11 protein-coding genes are annotated in these 13818 nt (G+C 59.6%); 10 read left to right on the forward strand and 1 reads right to left on the reverse strand.

Annotation, left to right across the window (positions count from 1 at the left end):
• Positions 1 to 571: 571 nt before the first annotated feature.
• From ACO0LO_RS03610 to ACO0LO_RS03655, 10 genes are all read left to right on the forward strand, one after another.
• Entirely contained in the window at positions 572 to 2251 is a 1680-nt protein-coding gene (locus ACO0LO_RS03610; protein ID WP_422962830.1) for a tetratricopeptide repeat protein, read from the forward strand.
• Positions 2252 to 2745: 494 nt separating this feature from the next.
• A complete protein-coding gene (locus ACO0LO_RS03615; protein WP_422962831.1) occupies positions 2746 to 2982 on the forward strand; it encodes a hypothetical protein in 237 nt (78 codons plus the stop codon).
• A 66-nt stretch (positions 2983 to 3048) separates the two neighbouring features.
• On the forward strand, positions 3049 to 3738 hold the full coding sequence (locus ACO0LO_RS03620; protein ID WP_422962832.1) for a gluconate 2-dehydrogenase subunit 3 family protein: 690 nt from the start codon (positions 3049 to 3051) through the stop codon (positions 3736 to 3738).
• A gap of 58 nt (positions 3739 to 3796) precedes the next feature.
• Positions 3797 to 5575 carry a GMC family oxidoreductase gene (locus ACO0LO_RS03625; protein WP_422962833.1) on the forward strand — a complete coding sequence of 593 codons (1779 nt, stop codon included), beginning with the start codon at positions 3797 to 3799 and terminating at the stop codon, positions 5573 to 5575.
• Positions 5572 to 7044 (forward strand): c-type cytochrome, encoded by a 1473-nt coding sequence (locus tag ACO0LO_RS03630; RefSeq protein ID WP_422962834.1) that lies wholly within the window; start codon positions 5572 to 5574, stop codon positions 7042 to 7044. Before ACO0LO_RS03625 ends, ACO0LO_RS03630 begins: the two co-directional genes overlap by 4 nt.
• Before the next feature lie 70 nt (positions 7045 to 7114).
• Entirely contained in the window at positions 7115 to 7525 is a 411-nt protein-coding gene (locus tag ACO0LO_RS03635) for a hypothetical protein (RefSeq protein ID WP_422962835.1), read from the forward strand.
• A gap of 151 nt (positions 7526 to 7676) precedes the next feature.
• Positions 7677 to 8075, forward strand: coding sequence for a hypothetical protein (locus ACO0LO_RS03640; protein WP_422962836.1), 399 nt, complete (start codon positions 7677 to 7679; stop codon positions 8073 to 8075).
• A gap of 5 nt (positions 8076 to 8080) precedes the next feature.
• Positions 8081 to 9505 (forward strand): TolC family protein, encoded by a 1425-nt coding sequence (locus tag ACO0LO_RS03645; RefSeq protein ID WP_422962837.1) that lies wholly within the window; start codon positions 8081 to 8083, stop codon positions 9503 to 9505.
• Between the two features lie 26 nt (positions 9506 to 9531).
• On the forward strand, positions 9532 to 10950 hold the full coding sequence (locus tag ACO0LO_RS03650; protein ID WP_422962838.1) for a multicopper oxidase family protein: 1419 nt from the start codon (positions 9532 to 9534) through the stop codon (positions 10948 to 10950).
• 2 nt (positions 10951 to 10952) lie between these two features.
• A complete protein-coding gene (locus ACO0LO_RS03655; protein WP_422962839.1) occupies positions 10953 to 11303 on the forward strand; it encodes a copper-binding protein in 351 nt (116 codons plus the stop codon).
• 172 nt (positions 11304 to 11475) lie between these two features.
• Here ACO0LO_RS03655 and ACO0LO_RS03660 read toward each other — a convergent pair whose 3' ends face one another.
• Positions 11476 to 13809, reverse strand: coding sequence for a hypothetical protein (locus tag ACO0LO_RS03660; protein WP_422962840.1), 2334 nt, complete (start codon positions 13807 to 13809; stop codon positions 11476 to 11478).
• Positions 13810 to 13818 lie beyond the last annotated feature (9 nt).

A 13818-nucleotide genomic window follows, 5' to 3' on the forward strand; every position in this document is an offset into this window, starting at 1 on the left:
TTTATAACGAACGGCGAATGCATTCGGCGCTAGGCTATCAATCACCCAATAAATTCGAAGCACAACTCGCTCGGCAAGCGGCTTAAATCTGGAAACCCGATTGGTCCAGCCCAAGGGGTTCAGTCCACAAAGTGGGTCAGTTTTCAGTGCAAATCAACAGTTAGCGGACATACACAACCAGCTAGCTAAAACGAATTTGTAACGCTGCAAATTAAAGACTGTCATCGCTTCCTCACCGCATGAATTTTCCTTCACAAACGGCTGAGCGCGATCCCCGCACGATTGGTGCAACGGTTGCGGGTCCCTGCAGATGACCTGGCCCACTACTTGACTCCTGCGGACTAATGCCGCCAATTCAGAGCTAAACGGCATGGCGCAATAGCCTGGCATCACATACGTATCGGGTGACCGTATTGCAATTGGCTTGTTCCTCATGCAACCTCCACGTAGGTGCACACCTCCCATTTAATCATCAGTATCAATCGCTGCGGTCGCTATGGTGTGGTAGCATCGACAACTATCGGTATCCATCCGGGCGGAGGATTAGCCGAAGCCATACGGGAGTATATCCATGCGACTATTTGCTGTTGCTGCGGGCTGCCTCATGATGCTGGCCGCGCCTCTTGATGCCTCGGCCCAGGGGCATAATCGCGGGGATACTGGGGATGCAATTGCCGGAGAGCATGACCATAGCCACGCAATGACGGAAACGATGACGGAGACGCTCGGCACCGTCAGCTTCAGCACCTCATGCAAGCCCACCGTTCAGCCTGACTTTAATCGCGCGGTTGCCTTGATGCATTCGTTCCAGTTCGGCCCGGCGATCAACAGCTTTCGCGGGATATTCGACCGCGATCCTGAGTGTGCCATTGCCTATTGGGGTATTGCTCTTAGCAGCTGGGGCAATCCGTTCGCAGGCTTCAGGTCCCCAGCGCAACTGGCGCAAGGATGGAAGGCAGCCGAGGCCGGGCGGGCAATTGCCCCGAAAACGGCGCGGGAACGGGCCTATATCGACGCAGTCGCGCAGCTGTATGCGGATAGTGCGCGCATAGACCAGTCAGTCCGTCTCAACGCCTATGATACGGCGATGGCCAGGGTCAGCGCCGGCTATCCGGACGATATCGAGGCGCGTATCTTCTATGCCCTGGCCCTGGCGTCAGCGGCTGATCCGGCGGACAAGACCTATGCAAAACAGCTCAAGGCCGGCGCGATGCTGGAGGCGCTGTTCGTTCTATATCCCGATCACCCCGGGCTGGCGCACTACATCATCCATGCGTATGACGAGCCCGAACTTGCCTCGCGCGCAGCAGAGGCTGCGCGCCGCTATGGCAACATTGCGCCGTCCACGCCGCACGCCCTGCACATGCCGTCGCATACCTTCACGCGCATCGGCGACTGGCAGGCATCAATAGCTACGAATATGGCGTCGGCAGCGTCGGCCCGCAAGGCGGGTCAACCGGCAGACGAGCTGCATGCCAGCGACTACATGGTCTATGCCTACCTGCAGACCGCACAGGACGAGGCCGCCAGGAAACTCGTGCTGGCGTCTGCGGAAACATTCCGTCGTTTTGATCCTGCCAATGCAACCGGAGCGGCGCCCCCGACGACGGCATTTTTTGCCAATGCAGCCATTCCGGCGCGCTATTGCCTTGAACGACGCGACTGGGCGGCCGCGATGGCGCTGACGCCGTACGAAAGCCCGTTTCCCTACGCCGACGCCATCACGATTTTTACCAAGGGCTTGGGTGCCGCCCACTTGAAAAACGCCGCAGTGGCGCAAAAATCAATCGCTGACCTGGCCGATATACGCGACCGGCTGACCGCAAAAAAAGACAATTTCTGGGCTGATCAGACTGAGATTCAGCGGCGGGAAGTGGCGGCGCAGCTGAGCATCGCGCAGGGAGATACCGCTCAGGCACTGGCGACGCTTACCCGCGCCGTGGAGATGGAAGACGTGACTGAGCTCGCTTCGATCACACCGGGGCCGTTCGTGCCGGCCCGGGAAATGCTGGGTGAATTGCTGCTGGACAACTCGCAGCCGGCGCAGGCGCTGGTGCAATTCAAGATGACCCTTGCCAGACATCCCAACCGGTTTTGGTCGGTCTATGGCGCAGCGCAGGCAGCAAAAAGTTCAGACGATGTCGTAACGGCACAGGCCTATTTTCAGCAATTGCTGGCAATTGCTCACCTTACGGACGAACCGCGGCGCGCAGCGCTTGTCACGGCGAGCGAGGCCGTCAGGGGAAAATGATGATTTTCAAAAATTCTTACGGTTTCTCGATTCCACAGATCGAACTTCACCGGGATCTGTTTGATTACCGGCCCCGTCGCCGTAGCTGACGGAAGAACTTTATGGCCGCCCGGAACAATAGGGGGAAAATCACTTCGTAATGCCGCGAGTGTCTGCAAACGGAAGCGATTCGGCGGTGTCACACGTTTTGCCACGCGTGCCTGTTCCCCTCACCCTGCAATCAGCATGCCCCCAATGCCTGACGAGAGCACCTGTTTAACTGAGTAGGTGCAAAACCCTGCGCCGTATCTGGTTCACCAGCGGGCTCCTGCTGGCGGACAAGGCTCATTCACACTTAAGCCTGTCCCACATTGCTTGCGGCACACGTATTGCCATTTTCCAATGTTAGCCAGCGAACGGAGTCGTTTTGTCGTGGGCATTAAGCTTGCACATCACTCATGCAGCCATAGTCTGGCCATATCGCAAGGCTGCCGCATCTAACATGGAAAACAACAATGGAAATAAGAGAGTTGCTCGTCAGCTGCTATGCCGAACTGGACAACGGCGTCACTTCGGCCGTGCCGATAGACGTGTTTGAGCAGCGCGTGCTGAATTGCAATGTGCCGTTTGATGTCTATGCGCAAGGACTCGATTCTGCCATTGCGGACGGCAACTTCGCCATCCTGTCCCCAGGGATGATCGCTTTCATCAAGAGCGACGTTTGCCAGGCCGGCGCAGGTTTTCCCGGGTAGCTGGGTTGCTGACGCCGATCTGCCTGGCTGCCTGGCATTGCATGTTGCTTACTTCAGGAGTTGTTCATGAAAATCATCGGTATCTCGCCTGGCCGGCGCAATTTTCTGCGCAAGTCGGTTGCCATGGCGCCCGCAGTTGTTTTGATGGCAGGTGGCGCCGCCGCGGTGGTTTCTTCCGGTTCTTCAGGGTGGGACTATAAGCCTGCCTATTTCAGCGAAGCGGAATGGGTGCTGCTGTGCGCGCTGGTGGACCGCATGATTCCCGCGGACGCGGAAGGGCCGGGCGCGCTGGAAGCCGGTGTGCATGAGTTTATCGACATGCAGATGAATACGCCCTATGCCTACGGTGCGCTGTGGTTCATGCAAGGGCCGTTTGTGCCGTCGCCGGACGAGTTCGGCTACCAGCTGGCCATGAACCCGCGCCAGCTTTACCGCAGCGCGCTCGCCGGCCTGGCCCAGGCGGTGCAAAAAAAAACCGGCAAGCCTTTTGACCAGCTGGACGCTGCAGGTAAGGACGCCCTCATTGCCGACCTGGAAAAAGGTGCGCTGGAGATAGGGGAGGTGCCGCCCAAGACTTTTTTTGCACAGCTGCTGCAAAACACCCGCGAAGGCTATTTTTGCGATCCCAAGCACGGCGGCAATAAAGGCATGGCCGCATGGAAGATGATCAATTTCCCCGGTGCGCGCGCGGATTACATGGATTGGGTGGAACAGTACGGCAAACGATATCCGCTGCCCCCCGTTTCCATCGCATAAATACAAACCAGCACCCGTCGCTTGGATTGGTAAAGAACAAGAAGAACAGGAAACCGGCATGGCCGATATAAAAATGAAACCAGTGGATGCGGTCATCGTCGGCTTTGGCTGGACGGGCGCGATCATGGCAAAGGAGCTGACCGAGGCAGGCCTGAATGTCGTTGCGCTGGAGCGCGGCGAATACCGCGACACCTATCCGGACGGCGCTTATCCGAATTCTATCGATGAATTAAGCCATATCCAGCGCACCAAGCTGTTTCAGGATATGTCCAAAAGCTCGTTCACCTTCCGCCAGAAAACCGGCGATGTTGCCGTGCCTTACCGCCAGATTGGCGCGTTCAAGCCGGGAGAAGGTGTGGGCGGTGCCGGCCTGCACTGGTCCGGCCAGCACTGGCGGGTATTGCCGGAAGAGCTGGAGATCAAAAGCCATTACGAACGCCGCTATGGCAAGAGGTTCATCCCGGAAGGCATGACGATACAGGATTTCGGCGTCAGCTATGCGGAGCTTGAACCGCATTTCGATTTTGTTGAAAAAGTCTTCGGCACGTCCGGCCAGGCTTACCGCGTCAACGGCAAGGTGGTCGGTGACGGCAACCCGTTCGAGGCAGACCGTTCCGACCACTATGCGCTGCCGCCGCAGAAGGTGCCGTACACGTCGGACCTGTTCCGCAAGGCGGCGTTGCAGGTTGGGCTGCACCCGTTTATCGGCGCTTCTTCCAATGCGTCGCAGCCGTATACCAATCCCTACGGTTGCCAGATGGGTCCGTGCAATTTCTGCGGCTTCTGTTCCGGGTTCGCCTGCTACAACTATTCCAAGGCTTCGCCCAATGTGAATATCATGCCGGCGCTGCGCCTGGCCGCCAATTTTGAGTTGCGGCCCAACAGCAATGTGCTGCGCATCAACCTGGATGACAGCAAGACCATGGCAACCGGCGTCACTTATGTCGATGCCGCCGGCAAGACAGTGGAGCAGCCGGCGGACCTGGTCATCGCCAGCACGTTTGCCTACAACAATGCCCGGCTGTTCCTGTTGTCCGGCATAGGCAAGCCTTACGACCCCGTCAGCGGCGAGGGTGTGGTGGGGCGCAACATCGCCTACCAGACCATGTCCACGATACAGCTGTTTTATGGGCTGGACACCAATACCAATCCTTTCATCGGTTCCGGTGGCGTCAGTGTCGCGGTGGACGATTATAACGGCGACAATTTTGACCATGGCCCGCTCGGGTTTGTCGGCGGCGCGCCGTCCTGGTGCAACCCGGCCGGTGTCAAGCCGATAGCCGGTATCCCGGTGCCGACGGGAACACCGGCCTGGGGCAGTGCCTGGAAGAAAGCGGTAAAGGATAACTACGTCAACACCGTGTCCTTCGACATCCACGGCGCCAACATGGTGTACCGCGATTGTTATGTGGACCTGGACCCCACCTATACCGACAAGTTCGGCCAGCAACTGCTTCGGTTTACCTTCGACTGGAAAGACAATGACATCAAGATGAGCCGCTATGTCACCGACAAGATGATGGATGTTGCACATGCAATGAATCCAAAATCGATCAATGTCAGTGTCAAAAAATTCGGCGACCATCTAGATCTGCGCAATTACCAGACCACGCATTGGGCCGGCGGTACCCCGATGGGCGCAGACCGCAAGACGAGCGTGGTCAACCGCTACCTGCAAAGCTGGGATGTGCACAACGTGTTTGCGGTCGGCTCCGGTGTCTTCCCCGTCGGCATCGGCTACAACCCGACCGGCCTGGCAGCGGCGCTCACCTACTGGTCCGCCAAGGCGATACGCGAGCAATACCTGAAGAACCCCCGGCCTCTGGTGGATGTATGATGACAACGACGCAGATGAGAAGCAGCTCTTTACGCTGGCTGCACGCGCTGGTTTCATGTATCGCCTTTTCGGCAGGTTTGCCAGCGCATGCGGCGGATGCCGCGATGCCGGAGCGCGGCAACCCGCAGGCTCAGTTAATCAAGCAGGGCGAATACCTGGCCAGGGCCGGCGATTGCGTTGCCTGCCACAGCAGCGCAGGCGGCAAGCCGTTTGCCGGCGGCCTTGCAATGGCGACGCCGGTCGGCAAGGTTTATTCCAGCAATATCACACCGGACAAGGAGCAGGGCATAGGGAGCTGGAGTTTCGAGGATTTTGACAAGCTGATGCGCACCGGCGTCAGCAAGCGCGGCTATACCGTATATCCTGCCATGCCTTATCCGTCTTACTCACGGCTAAGCGTAGCCGACATGCAGGCCTTGTATGCGTATTTCATGCAGGGCGTGCAGCCGGACCCGGCGCCCAACAAAAAAGCCGATATTCCCTGGCCCTTGTCGATGCGCTTTCCGCTGACTTGGTGGCGCTGGGCGTTTGCGCCCCGGCCCGAACCCTATCAGCCGGCCACAGCGGGCAGCGCAGGCAGCACAGGCGGCACGAGCAGCGCCAGCGCGCAACTGCTGCGCGGCGCCTACCTGGTGCAAGGCCTGGGCCATTGCGGCGCCTGCCATACTGCGCGCGGCCTCGGCATGCAGGAAAAAGCGCTGACCGAAGTCGGCAATGAGGATTATCTGGCCGGTGGTACGGCAATAGACGGCTGGTCCGTGCCTTCGCTGCGCAATGAGCATGGCGGTGGCCTGGCTCGCTGGAGCGCGGCGGATATTGCCGCCTTCCTGAAAACCGGGCGCAATACCCACAGCGCATCATTCGGCGCGATGAATGATGTGGTCGCGCATTCGATGCAGTATATGAGCGATGAGGATCTGGCGAGCATTGCCGGCTATCTGAAATCCCTGTCGGCCAGCACGCCGGTAGCGGCTCCCTTTGTTGCCGATGACAAGATAGGCAAAGAGCTGTTTCGCGGCGTAGTCACTTCTGCCGGCGCGCAAATTTACCTGGACCGTTGCGCAGGCTGCCATCGCTCCGACGGCAAGGGCTACAGCAATGCCTTCCCGGCGCTGGCCGGCAACGCCGTGCTGCAAAGCGCGGACCCTACCTCCGCAATCAATGTGGTGCTGTCCGGCGGCAGGGTGCCTGCTACCGTCAGCGCCCCATCTGCACTGGCCATGGCGCCGTATTCCAGCCTGCTCAATGACGAGCAGGTGGCCCAGGTGGTCAGCTTTATCCAGACCAGCTGGGGTAACCAGGGTAGTCCGGCCACGGTCGTCCAAGTGAAAAAGATCCGCAGCATCTCGGTTGGGCTCACACCACTTGGCAAGGCTGCATTTGCAGCAGGCCGCGCCGATACTATTCCGGCGCCTGCGAGGACAAATCAAAAAATGGAGAGGCCCACGCAGGGGGCTGCAGATTTGTAGGGCCTGTGGGGAGCAGATGGAGGGGGAGGGTCGCTCACGGCCAAATTTAAATTCGGCTATAATTGCCGACATGAAAAAGCTGGCCCGATTTTTCCTGCTGTGCATGCTGATGCTGGCGATACCCTTGCAGGGCATCGCGGCAGGTACGATGCTGTTTTGCGGCGCCGGGCATCACCAGATGGCGGCCGATGTTGCCGGCGTTGCTAATGTTGAATATGCTGCGATGGCAATGCCGCAGGGCCATGAGCATCATCACCATGCCGCCGCTTCCGCAGGCAATGCTTCTGATCATCACCAATCCTTTGCCGCTGCGGCAAAGGATAAATGCAGTTCCTGCGCTGCCTGCTGCGTGGGCGCCGTGCTGCTGACGGCCTTTGCCGATCCCACCTTATCCCGCCCTTCCTCTGAAAAAATCGACCTGATTTTTTCTTCTTCCGCCGGTCATATCAGCGACAGCCTTGAACGGCCGCCCAGAGCCTAAACTCCGTTAGTCCTGTTGGTACTGCCTTGCTGAACCTGCGCTCTGTTTGCGGGTCTTGGATTGCAGATCCAGATACGGCAGCTGTTGTTGCGACCTTGCTTTTAATACGCTTGCCTGGTCGCGGTCTCTCACATTTTTACACAGGGATTGTATGAATCCATCAATTTTGGCGGCCTTGCGGCGGCAGGCGCTTGCCTGTTGCGCGCTGCTGGCTACGTCGGCTTTGCCGCCCTTTGCCATGGCGCAAACGGTACAGCCTGCACAGCCTGAAAAGCGGCCCGATCCGCTGGAGGCGCGGGCGCCTGTGCCTGCCTTGCAGTACCAGTCCAGCTTGCAGACCTACCGGCCCTTTGCCGACGAGGAAGTTGGCAACTGGAGGGCGCAGAACGATGCCGTCGGCAAGATCGGCGGCTGGCGCACTTATGCACGCCAGGCTCGCGAGCCTGACGCCGCGGAACTCAATGCCGGCGGCAAGAAGTCCCCGGCAGCAATGAAAGAGGAGGGCGGCCAGCAAGGCCACTCCCACCAGCATGCGGAGCACGGCCAATGAAGCGCATGCATATAGCAAATATCAGGAAAACGCTGAAAGCAGCCGCGCCGGCCGTTTTATTGCCGCTGCTGCTGGGTGGCTGTGCGTCGTTCAGCGCGGACGGCGGCTTTGCCAGCGTGGAGCAGGTCGCAAAGGAAAAGGCCGGCAAGGACGTCAGCTGGCAGCGCAGCGACACTGAACGCGATGTCGCCGCTAAAAGGGTAGAGACCTTGCTGGCGTCGCCCCTCAGCGCCGACGATGCGGTGCAGCTTGCGCTGCTGAATAACCGCGGCTTGCAGGCAGCGTTCTACGAACTGCGCATTTCGGAGGGGGAGTTTGTGCAATCCGGCCGCATCGCCAATCCCGGCTTCAGTTTCGGCCGTTTGCGCCAGGGCAGCGATCTGGAAATAGACCGCGGGCTGCAGTTCAATATTGTCCAACTGCTGACCATGCCTTACGTGCAGCAGATGGAACGGCAACGCTTTGAGCAGACCAAGCGGAATACGGCGATGCAGGTGCTGTCGCTGGCGTCTGAAACCCGCAAGGCGTATTACGTAGCGGTGGCCGCCGACGAATCCATGCTGTACCTGCAGCAGGTGAAAAAAGCGGCGGATGCTGGCGCAGAACTGGCGCGGCGCATGCAGCAGGCGGGCAACTTCAATAAGCTGCAGCAGGCGCGTGAGCAAGGCTTTTATGCGGACGCGGCGCTGATGCTGGCCAGGGCCGAGCAGGCGCAGACGCGCGCACGCGAAAAGCTGACCCGGCTGCTGGGCCTGTGGGGTGGGCAAACGGCATTTGTGCTGCCGGTGAAATTGCCGGAGCTGCCGCAGGCACCCGGCGACATGGCCGATCTTGAACAGCAGGCCATGACGCAAAGGCTGGATGTGCAGGCCGCGCGACTGGGCACCGAGCAGCTGTCAAAAAACCTGGGTCTGTCGCAGGCGACGCGTTTCGTCAATGTGCTGGACATAGGCGCCGTGCGCAACAGCTACCGGGATCAGCCGGTGGAACGCGGCTACCAAGTCACGCTGGAGTTGCCGCTGTTTGACTGGGGCGGCGCGCGGGTGGCCAAGGCAGAAGCCCTGTACATGCAGGCGCTGAACCGTACTGCAGAGATCGCCGTCAATGCCCGTTCCGAGGTCCGCGAAGCGTATCTGGTCTATCGCTCCAGCTATGACATCGCGCGCCACTACCGCGATGAAATCCTGCCGCTGAAAAAGCGCATCTCCGAAGAAAACCAGCTGCGCTACAACGGCATGCTGATCGGCGTGTTCGACCTGCTGGCCGATGCCCGCTCGCAAATCCTCAGCGTCAACGGCGCCATCGAGGCCAAGCGCGCTTTCTGGCTGGCCCAGGCAGACCTGGACATGAGCCTGGTCGGCAAGCCTGCATTGGGCGGTGGGGCCGGCATATCAGCTTCCTTGCAGGCGGAAGCCGAGGTCGGGCAATGATCACAATATATGGATAAGGATTACCAATGAGTTCAAGAAGACATTTCCTCAGTGGCCTGGGGGCGGTCACGGCCGCTGCCGCGGCGGCTTCGGTCAGCAAGGTGGCCATGGCGGCACTGCCTGAGCCTGTAACGCAAACTACACCGGACACGATGCCGCCTCTGGTGCCGCAGTCCGGCCGCCCCTATAATCCGGTGGTGACGCTGAACGGCTGGACGCTGCCCTGGCGCTTGAATAAGGGCGTCAAGGAGTTTCATCTGGTGGCGGAGCCGGTAGTGCGTGAGATGGCGCCCGGTTTCAAGGCCCACCTGTGGGGCTATAACGGCCAGTCTCCCGGGCCGACGATAGAAGTGGTGGAGGGCGACCGCGTGCGCATCTTCGTTACCAACCGGCTGCCGGAACATACCAGCGTGCACTGGCATGGGCAGCGCCTGCCCAATGGCATGGACGGCGTTTCCGGCCTGACGCAGAAATCCATCCAGCCCGGCAAGACTTTCGTCTATGAATTTGTGGCACGCCGGCCCGGCACCTTCATGTACCACCCGCATGCGGATGAAATGGTGCAGATGGCGATGGGCATGATGGGTTTCTGGGTCACGCACCCTAAAGGCAAACATCCGCAGATAGAAGAAGTGGACAGGGATTTTGTGTTCCTGCTCAATTCCTACGACATCGACCCCGGTGCCTACACGCCCAAGGTGACGACGATGCTGGACTTTAACCTGTGGAGCTGGAACAGCCGCGTGTTTCCCGGCATCGATCCGCTGGTGGTGCGCAAGAACGACAAGGTGCGCATCCGCGTCGGCAACCTGACGATGACCAACCACCCCATCCATATCCACGGCCACGAATTCCAGGTCACCGGCACCGACGGTGGCCCGGTGCCGCGTTCGGCCCGCTGGCCCGAGGTGACGACCGATATCGCCGTGGGGCAGATGCGGCAGATCGAGTTCCTGGCGGACGAAGAGGGCGACTGGTCCTTCCATTGCCACAAATCGCACCATACGATGAATGCAATGGGGCATGACGTTCCCAATTTGATCGGCGTTGACCATAGTGGCGTCGCCAAGCAGATCAACAACCTGATCCCGGATTACATGGTCATGGGCGAGCGAGGCATGGCCGACATGGCGGAAATGGAAATGCCCATCCCCGACAATACCGCGCCGATGATGACCGGCGAAGGCCCGTTCGGCGGCGTGGAAATGGGCGGCATGTTCACCGTCGTCAAAATTCGTAAGGACCAGAAGCCGGGGGACTATAAAGATCCTGGCTGGTACAAGCATCCGCCCGGCACCGTCGCGCATGAATGGACAGGCGGCACCACCGAGCCGGTGCGCGCCACGCCGGAAGCGGCGGCTGGCAACAGCATGCCGCTCAAACAAAAACACCAGCCGGAAGTGGAAGTGCAGGTACGCAAACCCACCGGCAAGATGGAACACTAAAAATGAAAGAAAACACGATGAATATCTTCAAGACACTGATGCTGGCGAGCCTGTTGGTTACAGCGACTCATGTAGCGAGCGCCGCCGAATCGGCAAGCCAGGAACCTGTTGTCGCCAAGGCGGCGTCTCGCGGCCTGACGGAAGGCGAAGTACGCAAGATCGATGCCGGAGCCGGCAAGATCACGCTGAAACACGGTGATATCGCCGACATGGACATGCCCGGCATGACCATGGTCTTTCGCGTGAAAAGTCCCGCCATGCTGGACAAGCTGAAGGTGGGCGACAAGATTGCCTTCAGAGTGGAGAAGGCGGATGCGGGTATGGTAGTGACGGAACTAGAGCTGTTGAAGTAAGCCGTTTAAGTTGTATGGGTGTTGGGCGAAGGCGTTCTCAGCTCAACACCCGGTGTTCGCATTAGTGATTTCCAGGTTTGCGAAGATGTTGGGCTGATAAAGCGTCAGCCCAACCTACCATTCTGCGCAGGTCCGAGCCTACGGTGCAAATCTGCATTAGCTTTACCTTGTCTTAGAAATAATATTTCGTGTCCTTGGCCCACACGCTGTTCGGATACAGCTTGTGCAGCAGGTCGAAGGCTTCGCGTGAATACACGCCGCGCAGCTGGTCTTTTTCCGGTTTGCTGGCGCCGTACGGACATTCCATGCGGGTGGAGGCAACCAGGAAGTGCAGCGCTTTTGGCGCTTCTTCATCTTTCGGCTTTTGTTTTGCCCATTCCAACAGCGGCGGCGCAATGTATTCAGTGCGCAGCGGCAGGCTGAGGAAAATTTTCTGCTCCTTGACAGCGGCTTCCGCCTGGGCCTGGCTCAGGTAGCGCGGCGAGGCGCTGGTTGCCTGCCTGTCCGCGGGGGAGGGCGTGTGGTCGAAGGTTTTGCAGCCCCAGTATTTTGCCTGGTTTTGCTGGTCAAAAATGGAGGGGCTCAGTTCGGGCGTGTTGACGAGGATCAGGCTGCCGGCAAGTTTTCTTTCCTGCCCCGGCTTGGCGGCGCGGTAGCGTGCATAAAGCTGCCTGGTGGTGGCGCGGGGTTTGGCGACGCTGTCCAGCATATCCAGCGCAGTCTGTTCATCGCCCAGCACCAGGGCACGGGCCAGCATGGTTTCTTGCAGTTTCGGTTTCCATGCGGCCGGCAGCAGCGGATTTTGCGCCAGTGTCTTTAATTCCGGCAGGGGCAGGAAACGAAAGACCGTACGTTCGAAATCATCATCTGTTTCCGGCTGTTTTGCTGCATTGCTGTCGATCGGCGTGCCGGAATCCAGTGCATCGGGCTGGCGCACGGCAGCTTTCAGGAATTCATCCTGTGAACCGGCGGACAGCATTTTCAGCGCCAGATAGCGGTTTCTTGTCGCTACAGACATGGTCTTGCCATAGGCGGCCAATACACGGTCCAGGTCTTTGTCGGCCTGCGCCGGATGGCCTTCCAGGATAGCCAGGCGGGCGAGATGGTATTGCACTGTCTGGTACAGCGGATGCGTGGCGGGCACGGCGGCTGCGGCTTTTCTTTCTGCCGGGTTCAGTTCATTGGCACGCGCCAGCGACAGCAACGGCGCCATCCACAGCGGATCGGCCTGTTTGAGCCAGCGTTGGCGCAGGGTGTCGATGGCGATCTTGTGCTGTTTCTGAATCTCCTCTTCGGAAGGGGCGTCCCAGTAAGTCGAACTGCTTTCCGCCTGCATGCTGCCTATCCAGGCGGTCAGCGGTTCCTTGGCTTCTATCATGGCAGTGCGCGGCTGATTGTCCAGCAAGACCAGGTAGTCGCTCAGCAGGCCGGCCGTTTCTTCATTGAACGGTGCTTTTTCCAGTGTGCGGGCCAGCACGGCGACGCGTTCGGCGGGGTTGATGCGCGCATCCACCAGCGACAGCATCTGTTTGGCAACGGGGAAGGATGGAAGGATTGCTTCCAGTTCTTTTTTTGCCTGCAACAGCGTTTCGTTACGTTCGCGGGCTGGTGGCTGGCCGTTTTGCAGCGGATAGTTCAGCAGCGCCTTGCGGATCAGGCTGCGGGCCGCCAGATAGCCGCCCAGCTTTTGCCACGGCGATTTGCCGTTGGCGGCAATTGCCTGGAATTGCGCATGGGCGGCATCGAAATTACGTGCGTAGAAGTTGGCGGCAGAGGTCTGGTAGGCCTGATCGTATTTCAGCCAGTCCGGCGCGTTGGCCGGGAGGGGCGGCGGCAACTGCAGCGTACGTTTGACGATGGGTTTGCCGTATTGGCGCGGCGGCTCTGCGCAGTTCGCAAACACCGCATCCTGCCCTTGCAGCCACACCTTGTGCCAGGCATCCGGCTTGCCGCCCGCGCCCAGCCTGGCGCGTGCTTTCAGCGTGGTGACGGCCTGGGTAAAGGCATCCGGATGGCAATTCAGATAGTCTTCCCCGGATTCGCTTTGCGCGCTCATTTCCACCGGTGCACCCGGCGGCAGCCCCCATAATTTGGCGAACTCTGCGCGGGCCTTGGGCCAGTCGTCGCCATCGCTCTGGGCATCGCTGGCCTTGACGCTGGTGTTGGCGCTGGCATTAGAGCTGTCAGCCGCGTCGCCCGGGACGCCGCCGATATGCCAGCGGTCCAGGTGCAGCGATTCCAGCTGGGCCGGTGTCAGCGGCTTGCCGCGTGCAGCCTGGAAGGTCAGGTATTGATAGATGCGCCAGTAACTACCCGGCAGTACACCGACGTTACCCGTTGCAAACGCGGGTAACTGTGCTGGCGCAACCTGGTATTCGGAGGCGAAGCGGTTTTCGGTAAATCCCTCCCCGCCGCTGGCAAGGACAGAGGTGGAAAAAGCCAGCGGCAGGGCGCTGGCCAGCAGGGAGTGGAGCTTCGTTGTGCGCATGGAAAGGTGCTTGGTCATGGAGTGGCA

The sequence above is a fragment of the Undibacterium sp. TJN25 genome (assembly GCF_049339885.1).
In the GTDB taxonomy this organism is placed as follows: Bacteria; Pseudomonadota; Gammaproteobacteria; order Burkholderiales; family Burkholderiaceae_D; genus Undibacterium.